Source organism: Pseudomonas urethralis (genome assembly GCF_021602465.1).
Taxonomy (GTDB): domain Bacteria; phylum Pseudomonadota; class Gammaproteobacteria; order Pseudomonadales; family Pseudomonadaceae; genus Aquipseudomonas; species Aquipseudomonas vlassakiae.
The window spans coordinates 147,262-168,402 of the sequence record NZ_BQIJ01000001.1 but is presented as its reverse complement, the minus strand read 5'-3'; the positions used below and the strand labels follow the sequence as shown (position 1 = coordinate 168,402).

Below are 21,141 nucleotides of genomic sequence, written 5' to 3'. Positions count from 1 at the left end.
CGGCCGGCCCCTCGCCGGGCCGCATCACATGACCCAATCGAGGTATACCCCATGATGAAAGGTGGCATGGCCGGCCTGATGAAGCAGGCCCAGCAGATGCAGGAAAAGATGCAGAAGATGCAGGAAGAGCTGGCCAACGCCGAAGTCACCGGCCAGTCCGGTGGTGGCCTGGTGAGCGTGGTCATGACCGGGCGTCACGACGTCAAGCGTGTCAGCATCGACCAGAGCCTGATGTCGACCGACGAGGACGACAAGGAAGTGCTGGAAGACCTGATCGCCGCTGCGCTGAACGACGCCGTGCGCAAGATCGAGCAAAACAGCCAGGACAAGATGGGCAGCATGACTGCCGGCATGCAATTGCCGCCGGGCTTCAAGATGCCGTTCTAAGGCTTCTGCAATCGCAAAGCCGCCACTGGGTGCCAGCGGCGGCTTTTTTTTGCGTTGAACTCCAGCGATTTGACGGCAATGCCCTTGGTGGGTATAAACCGGCTCTTATTGATTTGTCAGGCCTTACCCATGAGCTTCAGCCCCCTGATCCGCCAACTGATCGACGCCCTGCGCACCCTCCCGGGCGTCGGCCAGAAAACCGCCCAGCGCATGGCCCTGCAGCTGCTCGAGCGTGACCGCAGCGGCGGCCTGCGCCTGGCCCAGGCGTTGAGCCAGGCCATGGAAGGGGTAGGGCATTGCCGCCAGTGCCGCACCCTGACCGAGCAGGAGCTGTGCCCGCAGTGCAGTGACCCGCGCCGTGACGACACGCAGCTGTGCGTGGTGGAGGGGCCGATGGATGTATATGCGGTGGAGCAGACCGGCTACCGCGGGCGTTACTTCGTGCTCAAGGGGCACCTCTCACCACTCGATGGCCTGGGGCCTGAAGCGATCGGTGTACCGCAGCTGATGGCGCGGATCGAGGAGCAGGGCAGCTTTACCGAGGTGATCCTGGCGACCAACCCGACCGTGGAAGGTGAGGCGACCGCGCATTACATCGCCCAGTTGCTGAACGAGAAAGGGCTGGTGGCGTCGCGGATCGCCCACGGTGTGCCGTTGGGCGGGGAACTGGAGCTGGTCGATGGCGGCACCCTGGCTCATGCTTTTGCCGGGCGCAAGCCGATCTCGTTGTAAATCGCCGGGGGCGCAAAGCGCCCCGGCAGCAATCAGTACTCGCTCAGCGAGAACTCGGTCAGGCAGAAGGTCGGCACCCCGGCCGCCTGCAGCCGGCGCGAACCATCCAGCTCCGGCAGGTCGATGATCGCCGCCGCCTCGAACACCTGCGCCCCGGTACGACGCACCAGGTTGGCGGCCGCCAGCAGGGTGCCACCGGTGGCAATCAAGTCATCGAAGATCAATACCGAATCGCCTTCGCACAGGCTGTCGGCATGCACTTCCAGGAAGGCTTCGCCGTACTCGGTCTGATAGCCCTCGCTCAATACGTCAGCCGGCAGCTTGCCCTGTTTGCGGAACAGGATCAGCGGCTTGTTCAGTTGGTGGGCAATGATCGAGCCGATCAGGAAGCCGCGTGCGTCCATGGCGCCGATGTGGCTGAACTCAGCCTCGACATAACGCTCGATGAACTGGTCGGCCACGTAACGCAGCCCGCGCGGCGACTGGAACAGCGGGGTGATGTCGCGGAAGATCACGCCGGGCTTGGGGAAGTCCACTACCGGGCGGATCAGGGCTTTGAGGTCGAAGGCGTCGCTGTGCATTGTTGCGGGTATCCTGGGAAAACGAATGCCCAAGTATACCCGCTAAACGCCGGCCTCAGGCCTCGATTGCACCCCCGGCCAGCGCGCACAGCTGGATCGGGTCGAGGATGTGCACTTCCTTGCCTTCGGCGCGAATCAGGCCGTTCTGCTGGAAGCGGGTGAATACCCGCGACACGGTTTCCACTGCCAGGCCCAGGTAGTTGCCGATTTCGTTGCGCGACATGCTCAGGCGGAACTGGTTGGCCGAGTAACCGCGGGCACGGAAGCGTGCGGAAAGGTTGACCAGGAACGTGGCGATGCGTTCATCGGCGGTCTTCTTCGATAACAACAGCATCATCTGCTGGTCGTCGCGAATTTCGCGGCTCATCACCCGCATCAACTGGCGACGCAGTTGCGGCAGTTGAACGGAGAGCTCATCGAGGCGCTCGAAGGGGATTTCGCAGACCGAGGTGGTTTCCTGGGCCTGGGCCGACACCGGGTAGGCCTCGGTGTCCATGCCGGACAGGCCGACCAGTTCGCTGGGCAGGTGGAAACCGGTGATCTGTTCTTCACCGCCGTCGCTCAGGCTGAAGGTCTTGAGGGCGCCGGAGCGAACGGCATAAACCGAGCCGAAATTGTCACCCTGGCGGAACAGGAACTCGCCTTTCTTCAGCGGGCGTCCGCGTTTGACGATTTCATCCAGTGCATCCATGTCTTCGAGGTTGAGCGAAAGAGGCAGGCACAGGGGGGCCAGGCTGCAGTCCTTGCAATGGGCCTGGTTGTGGGCGCGCAGTTTGACTGGCTCGGACATTTGAATCGATCCTTGTGGGAAAACACACATAAGTCGTAAGGGTAACTCACGACCGAGGGTGTAGGCCAGCCTGCGCTACTTTGAAGCGAGCTGGCGAAACCCCGGCGGATAACTGCCGGGAGTCCTTGTCAGCCCATAGTGTGCCTGCCCTGGGGGGCTTGTCCATGTGGTCGATTGACTCCGTGATCAGATTACCCGTGAGAAGCGCTGGCGATTGTGCATCGCCAGGTAGGCATCGAACACCATGCACACCGAGCGCGCCAGCAGGCGCCCGGCCGGAAGGATACGGATGCCCTTGTCGTCCAGGCTGATCAGGCCATCGCGCTGTAGAGCCTGCAGTGCTGGCCAGAGGTCGTTGAAATAGCCGCGAAAATCGATGGTGAAGGCTTCTTCGATCGGTGCGAAGTCCAGTTCGAAATGGCAGATCAGCTGCTGGATCACGGCCCGCCGCAGGCGGTCGTCGTGGTTGCAGACCAACCCGCGCTGGGTCGCCAGCTGGGCATTGGACAGGGTGTCCTGGTAGGTACTGAGGTCGCTGCTGTTCTGGCAGTAAAGGTCGCCGATCTGGCTGATCGCCGATACGCCCAGGCCGATCAGGTCACAATGACCGTGGGTGGTGTAACCCTGGAAGTTACGCTGCAGGGTGCCTTCTTCCTGGGCAATCGCCAGTTCGTCGTCAGGCAGGGCGAAGTGATCCATGCCGATGTAGCGATAGCCGGCGGCCGTCAGCTGTTCGATGGTGTTGCGCAGCATCTCGAGTTTGACTGGCGGTGCCGGCAGGTCGTTGCTGTCGATGCGCCGCTGCGGCATGAAGCGCTCGGGCAGGTGGGCGTAGTTGAACACCGACAAACGGTCGGGTTGCAGGCGGATCACCTCGTCGACCGTGCGGGCAAAGCCCTCCACGGTCTGCTTGGGCAGGCCGTAGATCAAGTCGAGGTTGACCGAGCGAAACTGCAGGGTGCGCGCTGCCTCGATCAGGGTGCGGGTCTGCTCCAGGCTCTGCAGGCGGTTGACCGCACGCTGAACGGCCGGGTCGAGGTCCTGCACGCCGAGGCTGACACGGTTGAAACCCAGTTCGCGGAGCAAGCCCATGGTCGACCAGTCGGCTTCGCGCGGGTCGATCTCGATGCCATAGTCGCCGGAGTCGTCATCCAGCAGGCTGAAGTGCTGGCGCAGGGTGGCCATCAACTGGCGCAGTTCGACGTGGCTGAGGAAGGTCGGCGTGCCGCCGCCGAAATGCAGCTGCTCGACACGCTGTTTAGGGGCCAGGTGGCAGGCGATCAGCTGGATCTCCTGCTCCAGGCGTTGCAGGTAGGGCGCAGCGCGGCCGCGGTCCTTGGTGATGACCTTGTTGCAGGCGCAGTAGTAGCAGATGTTGGCGCAGAACGGCACGTGCACGTACAACGACAGCGGGCGCACGGCCCGGCGGCTCTCGCGCAGGGCGTGGAGCAGGTCGAACGAACCTACCTCGCTGTGCAGTTGCACGGCGGTCGGGTAGGAGGTGTAGCGTGGGCCGGCGAGATCGTAACGGCGGATCAGGTCGGCATCCCAACGTAGGTCGGCGAGCATGTGGGCGGTCCCCGGATGATGCAGCAGTGTCCGGAGTCTATGGCCGTCTGTAGGAAACTGTGTTGATTTGTATCAAGGCATGCAGGGGCGGCAAAGCGGCCCCCGTCAGTGGCCCATGAGCCAGTGCTGGTGCGGGCCGGGCAAGGTCCACATGCCAAACAGGATCACCAGCACCCCGCCGGCCATGCGCACGCTGCGCCGTCTCAACAAGGCGTTTACCCGCTCCGCCGCCAGCCCCGTGGCCAGCAATACCGGCCAGGTCCCCACGCCGAATGCCAGCATCAATGCCGCACTGTAGCCGGCATTGCCCTGGCTGGCCGCCCACAGCAATGTGCTGTAGACCAGGCCGCACGGCAACCAGCCCCACAGTGCCCCCAACAGCAGGGCGCGCGGCACGCTGGACACAGGCATCAGGCGCGAGGCGAGCGGCTGGATATGCCGCCACAGCCCACGGCCCAGTGCTTCGATACGGGTCAGCCCGCTCCACCAGCCGGCCAGGTAAAGCCCCATGACGATCAGCAGCAGCGCGGCCACCACGCGCAAGGCCATGGCCGCCGGGCTGCTGGCCAGTGCCCAGCCTGCCAGGCCGAGCAGCAGGCCGGCGCAGGCATAGCTGAGGATGCGGCCCAGGTTGTAGGCCACCAGCAGGCGCAGGCGCCGGCCCCGTTGCTCGGCAGGGATGGCCAGGGTCAGCGCGCCCATCAGGCCGCCGCACATGCCCAGGCAGTGGCCGCCGCCGAGCAGGCCCAGGACCAGTGCCGAGCCGAGCAGGGGAACCAGGTCAGGCACGGGGTGGCGCTGCCTTGTCGTCTGGCGCTGCGCCTTCTTCGGGGTTGACGGCGGCCTGGTGGCGCGGGTCCTGGTCATCGAACAGGATGCTGTGGGCCGGGCTTTCGAGGTCGTCGTACTGGCCGCTGTCCACCGCCCAGAAGAAGATATAGACGGCCACGCCCACCAACAGCAGGGCGGCAGGGATCATCACATAGAGGGCGGGCATGGCGACTTCCTTCCGTAAGCGGCTGTGTCGTTCGCCGCCAGGCCTGCCACCGCCGGCAGGCGGGTCAGGCGCAGGGCATTGAGCACCACGATCAGCGAACTGACCGACATGCCGATGGCCGCCCAGACCGGGGTGATCCAGCCAAGCGCGGCGAACGGCAACATGAGGCCATTATACAGGGTCGCCCAGAGCAGGTTCTCGAGGATGTTGCGGCGGGTACGGCGGGCCAGGTCGAAGGCCTGCACCAGTGCCTGCAGGCGGTTGGACAGCAGCACCGCATCGGCGCAGGTCTTGGCCAGGTCGGTGGCGCTGCCCATGGCGATGCTGATGTCGGCAGCCGCCAGCACGGGTACGTCGTTGACCCCGTCGCCGAGCATCAGCACCTTGCGCCCGGAGGCCTGCAGTGCCTTGAGCCGATCGAGCTTGTCATCCGGGCGCAGGCCACCGATGGCCTGGTCGATGCCCAATTGGGCGGCCACCTCGGCAACCATCGGCGAGCTGTCACCGGACAGCAGCAGGGTACGCCAGCCTTTTGCCTGGCAGGCAGCGAGCAGGGCGGGGGCATCCTCGCGCAGGCGATCATCGAGGCCGAACCAGGCGAGTGGCCCTTGGCGGTCGCCCAGTAGCAACCATTGGCCACGCGGTTCTGGCACGGTGGGGATCTCGGCGCCGCTCAGGGCGCAGACGAACGTGGCCTGGCCAATGCGCAACGGTTGGCCGTCGACCCGGCCTTCAAGGCCGAGCCCGGCGACTGTCTGCACATCATCGGCGGCGGTGGCGGTGCGGCCGAAGGCGCGCGCAATCGGGTGCTCTGAGCGGTTTTCGAGGGCGGCGGCCAGGGCCAGGCAACGGTCGGCCGGCAGTGCCGCGAGTGGGCGGATGCTGCGCAGGGTCAGGCGGCCTTCGGTGAGGGTGCCGGTCTTGTCGAAAATCACCGTGTCGATCTGGTTCAGGCCCTCCAGTACATGGCCACGGGTCACCAGCAGGCCGAGCTTGTGCAGGGTGCCGGTGGCGGCAGTCAGCGCAGTCGGGGTGGCCAGCGAGAGGGCGCACGGGCAGGTCGCCACCAGCATGGCCAGGACGATCCAGAATGCCCGCGCCGGGTCCAGATACCACCACCACAGGCCAATGGCCACGGCGGCCAGGAGCGAGAACAGAAGGAAGTACTGCGAGGCGCGGTCGGCAATTTCCGCCAGCCGTGGCTTTTCCGTCTGCGCACGTTCCAGCAGGCGAACAATGGCCGACAGGCGCGAGTCCTGGCCGAGGGCTTCGACTTCCACGTTCAGTGTGCTCTCGACGTTCAGCGTGCCGCCGGTGACGCGGTCGCCGGCCCGTCGTGGCTGCGGCAGGTATTCGCCGGTCAGCAGCGATTCGTCGACACTGGAGCGCCCCTCGACGATTCGTCCATCAGCGGGTACCACCGCACCGGGCAGCACCTGTACGGTGTCGCCACGCTGCAGTTCGCCAAGCAGGATGCGTTCGGCCTGCCCGCAGCTGTCCAGGCGCAGGCACGAGGCCGGTAGCAGGTTGACCAGCTGTGCGGTGGCTGCGGCCGTGCGTTCGCGGGCGCGGCGTTCGAGGTAGCGGCCAGTGAGCAGGAACAGGGCGAACATGCCGACGGTATCGAAATACAACTCGCCGCTGCCGGTGATGGCCGTCCAGATGCCAGCACCGAAGGCCAGGCCGATGGCCAGCGACACCGAGACGTCCATGGTCAGGTGGCGAGTGCGCAGGTCGCGCGCGGCGCCCTTGAAGAACGGCGCGCAGCTGTAGAAGACGATGGGAATGGTGAGGAACAGCGCGATCCAGCGCAGGATGGTGTGCATCTCCGGCGACAGGTCGATGTTGAACTCCGGCCAGGTGGCCATGGTCGCCATCATCGCCTGGAACCATAGCAGGCCAGCCACGCCCAGCCGGCGCAGGGCGCTGCGGTTGTCCCTGGCAAGCTGTTCGGCGGCCTGGTCGGGCTGGTACGGGTGGGCGGCGTAGCCGATCTGGCGCAGTTCAGCGAGCAGCCGCGACAGCGGCAGCTGGTGGTCGTCCCAGTTGAGCAGCAGGCGATGGTTGGACAGGTTCAGGCGGGCTTCGGCGACGCCCGGTAGATTGCGCAGGTGTTTTTCGATCAGCCAGCCGCAGGCGGCGCAGCTGATGCCTTCGACCAGCAAGGTCGCCTCGGCCAGTTCGCCGGCATGGCGGACGAAGTTCTGCTGGACATCACTGCGGTCGTACAGCGCCAGTTCGTCTTGCAGTTGTTTCGGCAGCGCCTCGGGGTTGGCACTGCTGTCGCTGCGGTGCTGGTAGTAGTGCTCAAGGCCACCGGCGACGATGGATTCGGCCACCGCCTGGCAGCCGGGACAGCAGAATTGCCGGGGCTCGCCGAGAACCACGGCAGTGAAGCGGCTGCCGGCGGGGACGGGCAGGGCGCAGTGGTAGCAAGGGGTGGGCTGGGTCATAAGGCAGGCACGGCTGGTGGGGCAGATGACAATCGCTGAGGGGGCGGGCTTGCCTGCCCCTTCAGCGAATGATGATGTGGCTACTGTTGGTGTTCGGCGCCCTGGAGCGCTTCGTCACCCAGCTGCAAGGTCACGCCATGCGCGACCTTTTCCTCCTCGAACAGCCGCCACACGTGCTCGTCCTGGCTACCGAGCAGTTCGACGAAACGTCGCCCGTCGACCTTGTCTTCCAGCTGCCCCACGTAACGCCCGCTCGCAACCTTGCCGAGCAGTACCTTGCGGTCCTTGTCCGGCTGGGTCGGCGAAATCAGGTTGAGCTCCAGGCTTTGCGGGTCGCTATTGCCGCTCAGGCGCACCTCTACCTCGCCGGTCAGCTCATCCAGGTGCACGCTGGCCTTGAGGTTGAGGGTCTGGGCCAGCAGCTCGCGGTCCAGCGAGCGGTTGATGCCTTTGCCCGCTTCGTAGTAGTTGTCGTTGACCAGGTTGTCCGGGTTGTGCACGGCGATGCTGACCATGGTCAGGCTCAGGCACACCGAGGTGGTCAGAATGCCGATGATGATCCAGGGCCAGAGGTGCTTGTACCAAGGGCTGGCGGCGGTGGCGGCAGGCATTGTCAGTGTTCTCTCGGTCAGCGGATCTGTGGGCCGATGAAGCGGCTCTTGGCTTCAACCTTGGCAGCGCTGTCGTCGGCGCTGTGGAGGGTGAAGGTGATTTCGTTGGTGGTGGATGGCAGCTTCTCAGGCGCAATCGACAGCTGTACCGGCAGGCTGACGATATCGCCGGCGGCCACGCGGATTTCGCGCTGGCCTTCCAGGCGCAGGTCAGGCAGGCCGGTGGCGTCCAGTACGTAGACGTGGTCGCGCTGGTCCTTGTTCATGACCTTGAGACTGTATACGTTCTCGATCCGGCCCTGGGCGTTCTCGCGGTACAGCACGCGGTCCTTGCTGACGTCGAAACCGACCAGCGAACGGGTGGCGAAGGCCGTGCCCAGGGCGATGATCATCACCAGCAGCACCACCGCATAGCCGACCAGGCGAGGGCGCAGCATGTGGGTCTTCTGGCCCGAAAGGTTGTGCTCGGTGGTGTAGCTGATCAGGCCTTTGGGGTAGTTCATCTTGTCCATGATGCTGTCGCAGGCATCGATGCACGCCGCGCAGCCGATGCATTCGATCTGCAGGCCGTCGCGGATGTCGATGCCGGTGGGGCAGACCTGCACGCACAGGGTGCAGTCGATGCAGTCGCCCAGGCCCTTGGCCTTGTAGTCGCTGTCTTTCTTGCGCGGGCCGCGGGTTTCGCCACGGCGCGGGTCGTAGGAGACGATCAGGGTGTCCTTGTCGAACATCACGCTCTGGAAGCGCGCATAGGGGCACATGTACACGCACACCTGCTCGCGCAGCCAGCCGGCGTTGCCGTAGGTGGCCAGGGTGAAGAAGCCGACCCAGAAGTAGGCCCAGCCATCGGCTTCGCCGGTGAAGAATTCGGTGAGCAGTTCGCGGATCGGCGAGAAGTAGCCGACGAAGGTCATGCCGGTGACGAAGCCGATCAGCAGCCACAGGCTGTGCTTGGCGAACTTGCGCAAAAACTTGTTGCCGCTCATGGGCGAGCGGTCGAGCTTCATGCGCTGGTTGCGGTCACCCTCGGTGACTTTTTCGCACCACATGAAGATCCATGTCCACACGCTTTGCGGGCAGGTGTAGCCGCACCACACGCGGCCGGCGAATACGGTGATGAAGAACAGGCCGAAGGCGGCGACGATGAGAATGCCCGACAGCAGGATGAAGTCCTGGGGCCAGATGGTGGCGCCGAAGATGTAGAACTTGCGTTCCGGCAGGTTCCACCACACGGCCTGGTGGCCACCCCAGTTCAGCCACACGGTGCCGAAATAGAGCAGGAACAGCACGGCCCCGCCGACCATCCTCAGCCTGCGGAAGATGCCGGTGAAGGCGCGGGTATAGATTTTTTCGCGTGAGGCGTAGAGGTCGACGGAATCCTTCCCTTTGTTGGCAGGCGGGGTGACGTCATGTACCGGAATTTGCTTGCTCATCATCAAGTCCCACGGCAGTGGAAAAACGCTGCGGCCAGTGCGTGCCGGCCGCAGTCTCGCGCATGCTGCTAGCGCTATGCGATCAATGATACGCCGCTGGTGGCGGTATGGGATCGCGCTGCGACCTTTAGTCGCGTTGGGTTCGTGGTATGAATCGTGTTAGAGCGGGTGTCAATTGATCCAGGTCATCTTGTGCTGCATTTGCCGGCCTCATCGCGGATAAATCCGCTCCTACAGGGGCCGCGTGTGTGTAGGAGCGGATTTATCCGCGATGGGGCCAGGCCTGCCTTACTCAGCCTGCTGGGCCGCCTCAGCCTGGTGCGACAGGCTGTAAACATAAGCCGCCAGCAAGTGCACCTTGTCATTGCCCTGCAACTGTTCCTGCGCCGGCATCTGCCCTTGGCGGCCATAGCGAATGGTCTGCTGCAGCTGGGCAAAGCTCGAACCGTAGATGAACGCCTGCGGGTGGGTCAGGTTCGGCGCGCCCATGGCCGGGGTGCCTTTGCCTTCAGGCCCGTGGCAGGCCACGCAATTGGCAGCGAACAGCTTCTGGCCGTTGTCGGCATCGGCCTTGGCCCCTTCTGGCAGGCTGCGGCCATCGAGCTTGCTGGTAACGAATGCGGCGACATCGGCAACGCCCTGTTCGCCCAGCACTTCACCCCAGGCTGGCATCACACCGTGGCGGCCGCCCATGATGGTGGTCTTGATGGTTTCCGGCTCGCCGCCCCAGCGCCAGTCGTTGTCGGTCAGGTTGGGGAAGCCATAGGCGCCCTTGGCATCGGAGCCGTGGCACACCGAGCAGTTCGAGGCGAACAGGCGTGCGCCCATCTTCAGCGCTTGCGGGTCCTTGGCCACCTCTTCGATCGGCATCGCCGCGAACTTGGCGAAAATCGGCCCGAAGCGTGCGTTGGCCTTGGCCATTTCCTTTTCCCACTCGTGCACGCCGGTCCACCCCGGCTGGCCGTTGGAGAATTCGGTCTGCTTGTCGTTGTCCAGGTACGAATAGCCGGGCAGGATGCCTTTCCAGTTGCCCAGGCCTGGGTACAGCACCAGGTAGCCGAGGGCGAAGACGATGGTGCCGACGAACAGCCAGAACCACCATTTCGGCAGCGGGTTGTCGTACTCCTCGATGCCATCGAAGGCATGCCCGACGGTTTCGTCGGTGACCTCTTCGCGCTGGCCCTTGCGGGTCGACAGCAGCAGCCAGGTCAGCGAGAAGATGGTGCCCAGGGTCAGGACGGTAACGTACAGACTCCAGAAGGTTGTCATTGTTGTTTGCTCCCAGAAGCTTTTGCTTGCTCGACGTGCTTGCTGGCCTCGGGATCATCCGCGAAGGGCAGCCGGGTGGCTTCGTCGAAGTCCTTCTTGCGCCGTGGGTTGAACACCCACAGTGCCAGGCCCACGAAGGCCACCATCACCACGACGGTGCCCAGGCCGCGAATCATCCCGATATCCATCAGCGTCACCGTTTGCTTTTGATGATGGTGCCAAGACCCTGCAGGTACGCGACCAGTGCGTCCATTTCGGTCTTGCCCTTGACCGCATCGCGGGCGCCGGCGATGTCGGCGTCGCTGTATGGCGTGCCCAAGGTACGCAATACTTCCAGCTTCTTCGCGGTGTCCTTGCCATCGAGCTTGTTCTCGACCAGCCACGGGTAGGCCGGCATCTTCGATTCCGGCACCACGTTGCGCGGGTTGTACAGGTGCGCGCGGTGCCAGTCATCGGAGTAGCGGCCACCGACGCGGGCCAGGTCCGGGCCGGTGCGCTTGGAGCCCCACAGGAACGGGTGGTCCCAGACGCTTTCGCCAGCGACCGAGTAATGGCCGTAGCGTTCGGTTTCGGCGCGGAACGGGCGGATCATCTGCGAGTGGCAGCCAACGCAGCCTTCACGGATGTAGATGTCGCGGCCTTCGACTTCCAGCGCGGTGCGCGGCTTCATGCCTTCGACCGGCTTGTTGGTGACGTCCTGGAAAAACAGCGGGACGATCTGGGTCAGGCCACCGACGCTCACGGCGATGACCATGAAGAAGGCCAGCAGGCCTATGTTCTTCTCGACGGCTTCATGCTTCATCAGTGCGCTCCCACGACGACGATCTTGGCGGCTTCCTCGGCCTGTACCGGGTTGGCGGCACGCACGGTACGGAACACGTTGTAGGCCATCAGCAGCATGCCGGTGGCGAAGAACGCACCGCCCAGGGCGCGGACGATATAGCCAGGGTGGCTGGCCTGCAGGGCTTCGACGAACGAGTAGGTGAGCGTGCCGTCATCGTTGATGGCGCGCCACATCAGGCCCTGGGTGATGCCATTGACCCACATCGAGGCGATGTACAGCACGGTACCGATGGTCGCCAGCCAGAAGTGCGCGTTGATCAGGCCGACGCTGTGCATCTGCTCGCGGCCGTAGAGTTTCGGGATCATGTGGTAGACCGCGCCGATCGAGATCATCGCCACCCAGCCGAGCGCGCCGGCATGCACGTGGCCGATGGTCCAGTCGGTGTAGTGCGACAGCGAGTTGACGGTCTTGATGGCCATCATCGGGCCTTCGAAGGTGGACATGCCGTAGAACGCCAGCGACACCACCAGAAAGCGCAGGATCGGGTCGGTGCGCAGTTTGTGCCAGGCGCCCGACAGGGTCATCATGCCGTTGATCATGCCGCCCCAGCTCGGCGCCAGGAGGATGATCGACATCACCATGCCCAGCGATTGCGCCCAGTCCGGCAGCGCGGTGTAGTGCAGGTGGTGCGGGCCTGCCCAGATGTACAGGGTGATCAGTGCCCAGAAGTGGACGATCGACAGGCGATAGGAGTAGATCGGCCGTTCAGCCTGCTTGGGCACGAAGTAGTACATCATCCCGAGGAAGCCGGTGGTGAGGAAGAAGCCCACCGCGTTGTGGCCGTACCACCACTGGATCATCGCGTCGGTGGCACCGGCATAGGCCGAGTACGACTTGAACAGGCTCACCGGCAGCGAGATATGGTTGACGATGTGCAGCATCGCGGTGACCACGATGAAGGCGCCGTAGAACCAGTTGCCGACATAGATGTGCTTGGTCTTGCGCTTGACGATGGTGCCGAAGAACACCAGCCCGTAGGTGACCCAGACAATGGCCAGGAGGATCGCCAGCGGCCATTCGAGCTCGGCGTATTCCTTGGTGGTGGTGAAGCCCATCGGCAGGGTGATCAGCGCGCCGACGATCACCGCCTGCCAACCCCAGAAGGTGAAGGCGGCCATGCTGTCGGAGATCAGCCGGGTCTGGCAGGTGCGCTGCACCACGTAGTAACTGGTGCCGAACAGCGCGCAGCCACCGAAGGCGAAGATGACCAGGTTGGTGTGCAGCGGGCGCAGGCGGCCGAAGCTGGTCCAGGGCAGGTCCAGGTTCAGTTGTGGCCACACCAGCTGCGAGGCGATGAAGACGCCCAGGCCCATGCCAAGGATCCCCCAGACCACCGTCATGATGGCGAACTGGCGGACGACCTTATAGTTATAAGCAGTCGGACTGATTGCTGTGCTCATGCTAAGGTTCCACGGTTTTGGTGTTCTTGTTGGTCGAAAAATCGGCGCCAGTATCGATAACCGCGTGGGTTATGACAACGCAAGGATCCGTGCGCCGACCCGTGTCCGGGCCCTCTCGCCGGTGTCCCGCGGCGCTAGGGTCAGAACGATTGTACACAAATAAATATTTGTAATGTGTACCGTTTTTCACCTTTTTCTGATCGATTGGTCAAGCTTTTTCTGCGGGCGGCACCAGGCTGTGCGCCGCGTCTGCTTCGGACCTTTGGGAGCGAAGCCGCTGTGGCAACAAGCTTAGTTCTGTTCGGAGGGGGTGCAAGGGCGGGGGTAGAGCGGGGAGAGGGGCCGCAAGGCGGCCCCGAGGGTTTTACTGGGCGGTCAGCTTTTCGGCGGCATCGTTCTGCGACAGGCTGTACACATAGGCAGCCAGCAAGTGCACCTTGTCATTGCCCTGGATCTCCGCCTGGGCCGGCATCTGCCCCTGGCGCCCATAGCGAATGGTCTGCTGCAACTGGGCAAAGCTCGACCCATAGATGAACGCCTGCGGATGGGTCAGGTTCGGCGCGCCCATGGCTGGGGTGCCTTTGCCTTCAGGCCCGTGGCAGGCCACGCAGTTGCCGGCGAAGATTTCCTTGCCCTTGACCGGGTCGGCCTTGACCCCTTCCGGCAGGCTGCGGCCATCGAGGTTGGTCAGCACGAAGGCGGCGACATCCGCCACACCCTGCTCGCCGATCACCTCGGCCCACGCCGGCATCACGCCATGGCGGCCATTCATGATCGAAGCCTTGATGGTCTCCGGCTCGCCGCCCCAGCGCCAGTCGTTGTCGGTCAGGTTGGGGAAGCCATAGGCGCCCTTGGCATCCGAGCCGTGGCACACCGAGCAGTTGGAGGCGAACAGGCGGCCGCCCATTTTCAGCGCTTGAGGGTCCTTGGCGACTTCCTCTACCGGCATGGCTGCGTACCTGGCAAAGATCGGGCCGAACTTGGCGTCGGCCTTTTCCATCTCCTTCTGCCACTCGTTGGCACCGGTCCAGCCATTCTCGTAGCCGGGCAGGATGCCTTTCCAGTTGCCCAGGCCCGGGTACAGCACCAGATAGCCGGCGCCGAACACCAGGGTGCCGACGAACAGCCAGAACCACCACTTGGGCAGCGGGTTGTCGTACTCCTCGATACCGTCGAAGCTATGCCCCATGGTCTGGTCGGTGGTGCTGTTGCTCTGGCCCTTGCGGGTCGACAGCAACAGCCACGCCAGGCCGATCAGGCTACCAATGGTCAGTACGCTGATATAGGTACTCCAGAAGGTGGTCATTGCGCTTTGCTCCTCACAGCCGCAGTCATGGCAGCAGGTTCCTGCCCGGCAGGGGGCAGGCGGTCGTCGACGAAGGGCAGCAGGCGCGCTTCGGCGAAATCATGGTCGCGGCGTCGGTTGAACACCCACAGTGAGAGGCCGATGAAGGCGATCATCACCACCAGGGTGCCCAGGCCACGGATCATGCCGATGTCCATTTCCATGGTGGTTTACCTCTTGTTCTTGATGGCGGTGCCAAGCACCTGCAGGTAGGCGACCAGCGCGTCCATCTCGGTCTTGCCCTTGACCGCGTCACGGGCGCCGGCAATGTCCTCGTCGGTGTACGGCACGCCCAGGGTGCGCAGGGTGCGCATCTTGGTGTCGGTGTGGCTGTTGTCGACCTTTTCGGCAACCAGCCACGGGTAGGACGGCATCTTCGATTCCGGTACCACGTTGCGCGGGTTGTACAGGTGCGCGCGGTGCCAGTCATCGGAGTAGCGGCCACCAACGCGGGCCAGGTCCGGGCCGGTGCGCTTGGAGCCCCACAGGAACGGGTGGTCCCAGACGCTTTCGCCAGCGACCGAGTAGTGGCCGTAGCGTTCGGTTTCGGCGCGGAACGGGCGGATCATCTGCGAGTGGCAGCCAACGCAGCCTTCGCGGATGTAGATGTCGCGGCCTTCCAGTTGCAGCGCGGTGTAGGGTTTCATGCCTTCGACCGGCTTGTTGGTGACGTCCTGGAAGAACAGCGGGACGATCTGGGTCAGGCCGCCGATGCTTACGGCAAACACCATCAGCAAGGCCAGGAGGCCTACGTTTTTCTCGATGACTTCATGTTTCATCAGTCAGGTCTCCTCAAGCCAGCTGGGCATTCGCAGGGGCGGCGTCGAGCGCCGGCGAACGCACGGTGCGCCAGGTGTTCCAGGCCATCAGGAACATGCCGCTGAGGAAGATCGCGCCGCCGACGAAGCGCACGATGAAGCCTGGGTGGCTGGCCACCAGGGTTTCCACGAACGAGTAGGTGAGCGTGCCGTCGCTGTTGACTGCGCGCCACATCAGGCCCTGGGCGATGCCGTTGACCCACATCGAGGCGATGTACAGCACGGTGCCGATGGTCGCCAGCCAGAAGTGCGCGTTGATCAGGCCCAGGCTGTGCATCTGCTGCTTGCCGAACACTTTCGGGATGGTGTGGTACAGCGCGCCGATCGAGATCATCGCCACCCAGCCGAGGGCGCCGGCGTGCACATGGCCGATGGTCCAGTCGGTGTAGTGGGACAAGGCGTTGACCGTCTTGATGGCCATCATCGGGCCTTCGAAAGTGGACATGCCGTAGAAGGCCAGCGACACCACCAGGAAGCGCAGGATCGGGTCGCTGCGCAGTTTGTGCCAGGCCCCCGAGAGGGTCATCATGCCGTTGATCATGCCGCCCCAGCTCGGCGCCAGGAGGATCAGCGACATCACCATGCCCAGCGACTGCGCCCAGTCCGGCAGGGCGGTGTAGTGCAGGTGGTGCGGGCCTGCCCAGATATACAGGGTGATCAGTGCCCAGAAGTGGACGATCGACAGGCGATAGGAATACACCGGGCGCTCGGCCTGCTTGGGCACGTAGTAGTACATCATCCCGAGGAAGCCGGCGGTGAGGAAGAAGCCTACCGCGTTGTGGCCGTACCACCACTGCACCATGGCGTCGGTGGCGCCGGCGTAGACCGAGTACGACTTGGTCAGGCTGACCGGCAGTTCCAGGTTGTTGACGATGTGCAGCAGCGCCACGGTGAGGATGAAGGCGCCGAAGAACCAGTTGCCGACGTAGATGTGTTTGGTTGTGCGTTTCATCAGCGTACCGAAGAACACGATGGCGTAGCTGACCCAGACGACGGTGATGAGGATGTCGATCGGCCATTCCAGCTCGGCGTATTCCTTGGAGCTGGTGTAGCCCAGCGGCAGGGTGATGGCCGCCAGCAGGATCACCAGCTGCCAGCCCCAGAAGCTGAACGCCGCCAGTTTTGGCGCGAACAGGGTGGTCTGGCAGGTGCGTTGCACCGAATAATAGGAGGTGGCGAACAGTGCGCAGCCGCCGAAGGCAAAGATCACCGCATTGGTATGCAGCGGTCGCAGGCGGCCGAAGCTGGTCCAGGGGAGGTCGAAGTTGAGGGAAGGCCAGGCGAGCTGGGCGGCGATGAAGACGCCGAGCCCCATCCCGACGATTCCCCACACCACCGTCATGATGGCGAATTGGCGGACCACCTTGTAGTTATAGGCGGTACTGCTGGTTGTGTTCATGTATGGGTTCCCATCCACGGTTATTGGCAGGCTTTACAGCGAGGCAAGCATGAGTAATGGGCAAAGTGCCGGTATTGACGGGGATCAATGGGCGCAAGTCGGAAATGTCCCAGGCTTGCGCTGCGATCCCCCGCGAAATGGGGGCGAGGGGAGTGTTTCTGCGAGCCTGATCCTGGCCCATGGCGCGGGTGCGCCGATGGACAGCGGTTTCATGGACGAAATTGCGCAAAAGCTGGCGGCGCTTGGCGTCGGGGTGGTTCGCTTCGAGTTCCCCTACATGGCCGAGCGGCGCAACGGCGGCGGCAAACGGCCGCCCAATCCACAGAAGGTGCTTCTGGAAAGCTGGCGCGAGGCGTACCGCCAGGTGCGACCTTTGGTCACGGGCAGGCTGGCCATTGGCGGCAAGTCGATGGGCGGGCGCATGGCCAGCCTGCTGGCCGATGAACTGGGGGCGGATGCACTGGTGTGCCTTGGCTACCCGTTCTACGCGGTGGGCAAGCCGGAGAAGCCGCGGGTCGAGCACCTGGCCGAACTGAAGACGCCCACGTTGATCGTGCAGGGCGAGCGCGATGCGCTGGGCAATCGGCAGGCGGTGGAGGGGTATGCGCTGTCACCGGCGATCGAGGTGAGCTGGCTGGTGGCAGCGGATCATGACCTGAAGCCCCTGAAGGCTTCGGGGTTCAGCCATGAGCAGCACTTGCAGGCGGCGGCTGAAAAGGTGGCGGCTTTCCTGAAACGATAGTGTTGTGTTCTTCGCGGGCTGACCCGCGAAGAGGCCGCTACAGGCTGACGCTTAGTCGCGGTACTCGCACAGGTAAGCGGTATCCACCTTCACCTGCAGCTGGAACTTGCTGTCGGCCGGTACATTGAACGTGTCGCCAGCATTGAAGGTTTCCCAGTTGTCGCTACCCGGCAGTTTCACGGTCAGGGCGCCGGACACCACGTGCATGATCTCGCGCTTGGCGGTGCCGAACTCGTATTCGCCCGGGGCCATCACGCCCACAGTGGCAGGGCCTTCAGCGCCTGCGAAGGCGATCGACTTGACGGTGCCGTTGAAGTACTCGTTGACCTGGAACATGGGCGACTCCTGAACAATGGGGTGAAAAAGGGCTGGCCAGTATGCCCAAGCCCATTCGCCCCGTCATCTGCTTTCAGGTGCCGTTCGCGGGCAGGCTCAAGGGCAGCAGGCGTGCGGTGTTGCGTGCGTCTTCCAGGGCCCGGTGCTGCTGCCCGCAAAAGTGCATGCCCGCCAGTTGCAACGCGCCATTGAGCCCGGCCGGGCGCTGCAGGTGGCGAGCCTTGGCGAAGCGCTGCTTGAGGTTGATGTGTGGCAGTTCGCGCAGCAGGCTGTCGACCTCATGCTGGCGCCATTCCTGCAACAGCTGCTGGCGGTCGTAGTCGCCCCAGCTGACCCAGGCCTGCAACTGCTCGCGGTGGTGCCCCAGCCAGCGTTCGAAACGCTCCCACACCTCTGGGAATGCTGCGGCGCTGTCGACGCTGGCCTGGCTGATGTGCGTAAGCTCGCGGCAGAACGGTGTCAGCTGCGGCCGACGCCTTGGCCGCACGAAGCGCTGGAAGTGGTCCACTTCGCGGCCTTCGCGGGTCACCAGGCTGGCGCCGATTTCAATGATTTCCATCTCCGTGACCGGCCAGCCACCGTCATCGGTGGTGGCTTCCAGGTCGATCACCAACCAGTGGCCCATACCAGGCTCCCTCGCCATACATGCCAAAGCAGCGTAGCCAATGTCTGGCCACACGGCATCCCCTGGCAAAATGCCCTCACTTTGGCATAACCGGCAGTTGTGCCTTGTCGGGAAAACGCCTAGCTTAGGCGCATCCTAGGTATGAACCGTGATGAGCGACCGCTTTGACTCCAGCGTCCGGCCTGAAGTTGATCTCCACCTTGATGATGCTGGCTGCGGCTTGGCTGACGGCGCCGGCGTGGGCCGACGACGCCATCGACGTGAAGATCGGCGCTGCGCATTTCCCACCTTATACCGTGCGCCCGGAGCAGGGCGCCGATACCGGTTTGCTGCCCCAGCTGGTCGAGGCGTTGAACCGCTTGCAGCCGAACTATCACTTCGTCCTGGTGCCCACCTCCATCCAGCGGCGCTTTGGTGATTTCCAGCAAGGTCGCACAGACATGGCGATCTTCGAGAACCCTGAATGGGGTTGGCAGCAGATCCCTCACCAGACGGTGGACATGGGCCTGGAGGATGCCGAAGTGTTCGTCGCCAGGAAGGCCAGCGGCCGCGATCAGCGTTATTTCGACAATTTGAGCGGTAAGCGTCTGGCGCTGTTCAACGGCTATCACTATGCATTTGCCAACTTCAATTCCGACCCCAACTACCTGCGCAAGACCTACAACGCAACGCTGACCTATTCCCACGACAGCAACCTGCTGATGGTCCAGGCCGGCCGCTCCGACATTGCCCTGGTGACGCGCTCCTACCTGAGCGACTTCCTGGCCCGCAACCCCGACAGCCTCGACCAGCTGGTCGCCTCGCAGCGCATCGACCAGGTCTATCACCACTATGCGTTGCTGCGTCCCGGTGCCCCGATCACCGAGCAGAAGTTCGCCGAATTGCTGCGTCGATTGCGCGACAGCGGCGAACTGACGCGCATCTTCCAGCCTTACCGGATCACCGTCGCCGCGCCGAACGACTAAATTCCCCGGTCATGGCCACGTCCTGACAAGTGAGCCTTTCTTTCGTCATTTCGTGAGCCAAGACCATGCCGTTCGATGCCGCTTCGCAGCCCCTGTCCCTCCCACGCTGGCGCAGCCTCGATGCCGAGGAGGATGACTGCCGGTTGAGCCTGTCCCTTGAAGGGCGACCATTGATCCAGCTGCGTCTGGAGCCGGGTGATCCGCTGCACGTGCATGTGCAGAGCCTGTGTCCGGAGCGCCCACAGCAGGCGTTGTGGGCTGCCTGCTATTGGCTGCTGTCGCGCGATCCGGCTCGCCAGCGCCTGGCCGTGCATCTCGCTACCCGCGTGCCGGAGGCGCAAGCCAGCGGTTTGTTGCTGGGCGGCGAAGTGGCCGGCGTCTACCTGTGCGAGCGTGCGCTGTTCTGGCAGTTGCCGCAGCCGTGGCTGGGTGCATCGAACGAGGGTGCCTACCCGCAGCAGATGCAGTTCAGCAATGGCAAGCGCCACCCGCGCCGGGCACCCAAGCCGCACGGCGAGGTGTACCGCCGTTTCGATGCGCGCCTGGGGGCCTGGGTGTCGCTGCGTACCCTGGAGGTCGACCAGGACCTTGAGCGTTTCCATCGCTGGCAGAACAACCCCCGGGTCGAGCAATTCTGGCAGGAGGCGGGCTCGCTGGAGCAGCACCGCGAATACCTGGCCAAGCTCGAAGCCGACCCGCACACCCTGACCCTGATCGGCTGCTTCGATGATCAGCCGTTCGCCTACTTCGAGGCGTACTGGGCCAAGGAGGATCGCATTGCGCCGTTCTATCCAGCCGACGATTACGACCGTGGCATCCACATGCTGGTGGGCGAAGAGGCGCACCGGGGCCCGCACAAGGTCGCCAGCTGGCTGTCGGCCTTGGTGCACTACCTGTTCCTGGACGACCCGCGCACCCAGCGGGTGGTGGCTGAGCCCCGTGCCGACAATGGCAAGATGATCGGTTACCTGCACGATCAGTGTTTCCATTGCGACAAGGAATTCGATTTCCCGCACAAGCGTGCGGCACTGATGATTCTGGGGCGCGAGCGGTTCTTCGAGCGCTGCAAGCTGGCCTGAACCGGCGTCGCCTGCGCAGCAGGCGACGCTGTGCTATCAGGCCTGCCGGCTGGCCGTCTTGCGGCAATGCACCAGGGCATCGCGAATCATGAAGTTGACCAGGGTCGGTGAAACCCCCAGTTCCTTGGCAATGTCCTTCTGCGGCACGCCGTGCAGGCGGTACATCTCGAAGGCATAGCGGGTGCGCTGGGGCAGTTCGTTGAGTGCCTCGGCGATGTGCTCGAGCGCCGCCAGGTTGATGTGCGTGGCTTCGGGCGAAGCGTTCGGGATGACCACGTTCAGGCCTTCCTCCTCGCTGCCGGAGTACTTCAGCTCCATCGCCTGCTTGCGGTAGTGGTCGATGGCCAGGTTGCGCACGATCTGGAACAGGTAGCTGAGCTGCGCCTTGAACGACGAGGTGATCTGCGGGGCGGCGCTGAGCCGGAAGAAGGCATCCTGCACCACGTCCTCGGCGCGCGAGCGGCAGCCGGTAATGCGCGCCGCGATCTTGACCAGGATGCTGCGGTTGTCGACGAATGCCTGGAGTAATGGTGAATCGCACTTACTTGTGGATAGTTGTTCCGCCATGGAAATCACCTTGTCTCGAAGGGGGAAGGGAGCACCCCTTGAGGGGAAGCTTCCTACGACGTGCGACAAACTATTCAGAATGATAATGATTGTCAAATACGAAAGTTAATGAGTTTCTATTAGTTTCAGTTCTAAGGCGAGCGACGTGATGCCGTTCACCTTGCACCCCCGCTGACCCTGCTAATTTCCCGCCGCGCCC

24 protein-coding genes are annotated in these 21,141 nt (G+C 63.7%); 5 read left to right on the top strand and 19 right to left on the bottom strand.

Annotated features, from left to right (window positions below; all coding sequences use genetic code 11):
* The first annotated feature begins 51 nt into the window (after positions 1-51).
* Both L6D64_RS00720 and recR read left to right on the top strand, forming a co-directional pair.
* Positions 52-387 carry a YbaB/EbfC family nucleoid-associated protein gene (locus tag L6D64_RS00720; protein ID WP_028692865.1) on the top strand — a complete coding sequence of 112 codons (336 nt, stop codon included), beginning with the start codon at positions 52-54 and terminating at the stop codon, positions 385-387.
* Positions 388-456: 69 nt separating this feature from the next.
* Complete coding sequence (recR, locus tag L6D64_RS00715; protein WP_371870294.1) at positions 457-1,119, top strand: recombination mediator RecR; 663 nt, start codon at positions 457-459, stop codon at positions 1,117-1,119.
* Between the two features lie 32 nt (positions 1,120-1,151).
* Here the strand turns inward: recR and L6D64_RS00710 are convergent, their stop codons facing one another.
* The 16 genes from L6D64_RS00710 to ccoN (L6D64_RS00635) form a co-directional block, all read right to left on the bottom strand.
* The gene (locus L6D64_RS00710; RefSeq protein ID WP_009683910.1) at positions 1,152-1,700 is read right to left on the bottom strand and encodes an adenine phosphoribosyltransferase; all 549 of its coding nucleotides are present in this window, start codon (positions 1,698-1,700) and stop codon (positions 1,152-1,154) included.
* Between the two features lie 55 nt (positions 1,701-1,755).
* On the bottom strand, positions 1,756-2,490 hold the full coding sequence (gene fnrA / locus L6D64_RS00705) for a Crp/Fnr family transcriptional regulator FnrA (protein WP_110636726.1): 735 nt from the start codon (positions 2,488-2,490) through the stop codon (positions 1,756-1,758).
* A 186-nt stretch (positions 2,491-2,676) separates the two neighbouring features.
* Positions 2,677-4,059 (bottom strand): oxygen-independent coproporphyrinogen III oxidase, encoded by a 1,383-nt coding sequence (gene hemN, locus L6D64_RS00700; protein WP_176506767.1) that lies wholly within the window; start codon positions 4,057-4,059, stop codon positions 2,677-2,679.
* Between the two features lie 105 nt (positions 4,060-4,164).
* Positions 4,165-4,848, bottom strand: coding sequence for a sulfite exporter TauE/SafE family protein (locus L6D64_RS00695; RefSeq protein ID WP_176506768.1), 684 nt, complete (start codon positions 4,846-4,848; stop codon positions 4,165-4,167).
* Positions 4,841-5,056, bottom strand: a complete 216-nt coding sequence (gene ccoS, locus L6D64_RS00690) for a cbb3-type cytochrome oxidase assembly protein CcoS (RefSeq protein WP_176506769.1) — start codon at positions 5,054-5,056, stop codon at positions 4,841-4,843. Before ccoS ends, L6D64_RS00695 begins: the two co-directional genes overlap by 8 nt.
* Entirely contained in the window at positions 5,038-7,509 is a 2,472-nt protein-coding gene (locus L6D64_RS00685; protein WP_176506770.1) for a heavy metal translocating P-type ATPase, read from the bottom strand. Before L6D64_RS00685 ends, ccoS begins: the two co-directional genes overlap by 19 nt.
* 80 nt (positions 7,510-7,589) lie before the next feature.
* Positions 7,590-8,120, bottom strand: coding sequence for a FixH family protein (locus L6D64_RS00680; protein ID WP_176506771.1), 531 nt, complete (start codon positions 8,118-8,120; stop codon positions 7,590-7,592).
* 17 nt (positions 8,121-8,137) lie between these two features.
* Complete coding sequence (ccoG, locus tag L6D64_RS00675; RefSeq protein ID WP_176506772.1) at positions 8,138-9,553, bottom strand: cytochrome c oxidase accessory protein CcoG; 1,416 nt, start codon at positions 9,551-9,553, stop codon at positions 8,138-8,140.
* Between the two features lie 288 nt (positions 9,554-9,841).
* On the bottom strand, positions 9,842-10,822 hold the full coding sequence (gene ccoP / locus L6D64_RS00670) for a cytochrome-c oxidase, cbb3-type subunit III (RefSeq protein ID WP_176506773.1): 981 nt from the start codon (positions 10,820-10,822) through the stop codon (positions 9,842-9,844).
* Positions 10,819-11,010 (bottom strand): cbb3-type cytochrome oxidase subunit 3, encoded by a 192-nt coding sequence (locus tag L6D64_RS00665; protein WP_176506774.1) that lies wholly within the window; start codon positions 11,008-11,010, stop codon positions 10,819-10,821. The genes ccoP (L6D64_RS00670) and L6D64_RS00665 overlap by 4 nt, the downstream gene beginning before the upstream one ends.
* A gap of 5 nt (positions 11,011-11,015) precedes the next feature.
* Positions 11,016-11,624 (bottom strand): cytochrome-c oxidase, cbb3-type subunit II, encoded by a 609-nt coding sequence (ccoO, locus tag L6D64_RS00660; RefSeq protein ID WP_054884105.1) that lies wholly within the window; start codon positions 11,622-11,624, stop codon positions 11,016-11,018.
* Positions 11,624-13,066, bottom strand: a complete 1,443-nt coding sequence (gene ccoN, locus L6D64_RS00655; protein WP_159411429.1) for a cytochrome-c oxidase, cbb3-type subunit I — start codon at positions 13,064-13,066, stop codon at positions 11,624-11,626. The genes ccoO (L6D64_RS00660) and ccoN (L6D64_RS00655) overlap by 1 nt, the downstream gene beginning before the upstream one ends.
* 364 nt (positions 13,067-13,430) lie before the next feature.
* Positions 13,431-14,372: a cytochrome-c oxidase, cbb3-type subunit III gene (gene ccoP, locus L6D64_RS00650; RefSeq protein WP_176506775.1), complete on the bottom strand. Its 942-nt coding sequence runs from the start codon at positions 14,370-14,372 to the stop codon at positions 13,431-13,433.
* Positions 14,369-14,575, bottom strand: a complete 207-nt coding sequence (locus L6D64_RS00645) for a cbb3-type cytochrome oxidase subunit 3 (protein ID WP_054884102.1) — start codon at positions 14,573-14,575, stop codon at positions 14,369-14,371. The genes ccoP (L6D64_RS00650) and L6D64_RS00645 overlap by 4 nt, the downstream gene beginning before the upstream one ends.
* Positions 14,576-14,581: 6 nt before the next feature.
* Entirely contained in the window at positions 14,582-15,190 is a 609-nt protein-coding gene (gene ccoO, locus L6D64_RS00640; protein WP_054884101.1) for a cytochrome-c oxidase, cbb3-type subunit II, read from the bottom strand.
* A 13-nt stretch (positions 15,191-15,203) separates the two neighbouring features.
* Complete coding sequence (gene ccoN, locus L6D64_RS00635; protein ID WP_054884100.1) at positions 15,204-16,628, bottom strand: cytochrome-c oxidase, cbb3-type subunit I; 1,425 nt, start codon at positions 16,626-16,628, stop codon at positions 15,204-15,206.
* A 49-nt stretch (positions 16,629-16,677) separates the two neighbouring features.
* Between ccoN (L6D64_RS00635) and L6D64_RS00630 the strand changes: the two genes are divergently transcribed.
* Complete coding sequence (locus L6D64_RS00630; protein WP_176506776.1) at positions 16,678-17,370, top strand: alpha/beta family hydrolase; 693 nt, start codon at positions 16,678-16,680, stop codon at positions 17,368-17,370.
* Between the two features lie 51 nt (positions 17,371-17,421).
* On the opposite strand, the gene ppnP is transcribed toward L6D64_RS00630, so the two are convergent.
* A complete protein-coding gene (gene ppnP, locus L6D64_RS00625; RefSeq protein WP_176506777.1) occupies positions 17,422-17,706 on the bottom strand; it encodes a pyrimidine/purine nucleoside phosphorylase in 285 nt (94 codons plus the stop codon).
* A gap of 73 nt (positions 17,707-17,779) precedes the next feature.
* Entirely contained in the window at positions 17,780-18,331 is a 552-nt protein-coding gene (locus tag L6D64_RS00620) for a 3'-5' exonuclease (protein ID WP_054884095.1), read from the bottom strand.
* 164 nt (positions 18,332-18,495) lie between these two features.
* Between L6D64_RS00620 and L6D64_RS00615 the strand changes: the two genes are divergently transcribed.
* Together L6D64_RS00615 and L6D64_RS00610 are read left to right on the top strand one after the other, a co-directional pair.
* A complete protein-coding gene (locus tag L6D64_RS00615) occupies positions 18,496-19,296 on the top strand; it encodes a substrate-binding periplasmic protein (protein WP_176506778.1) in 801 nt (266 codons plus the stop codon).
* Positions 19,297-19,361: 65 nt separating this feature from the next.
* The gene (locus L6D64_RS00610; protein ID WP_176506779.1) at positions 19,362-20,375 is read left to right on the top strand and encodes a GNAT family N-acetyltransferase; all 1,014 of its coding nucleotides are present in this window, start codon (positions 19,362-19,364) and stop codon (positions 20,373-20,375) included.
* A 36-nt stretch (positions 20,376-20,411) separates the two neighbouring features.
* Here the strand turns inward: L6D64_RS00610 and L6D64_RS00605 are convergent, their stop codons facing one another.
* Positions 20,412-20,942: an RNA polymerase factor sigma-70 gene (locus L6D64_RS00605; protein ID WP_054884092.1), complete on the bottom strand. Its 531-nt coding sequence runs from the start codon at positions 20,940-20,942 to the stop codon at positions 20,412-20,414.
* Positions 20,943-21,141 lie beyond the last annotated feature (199 nt).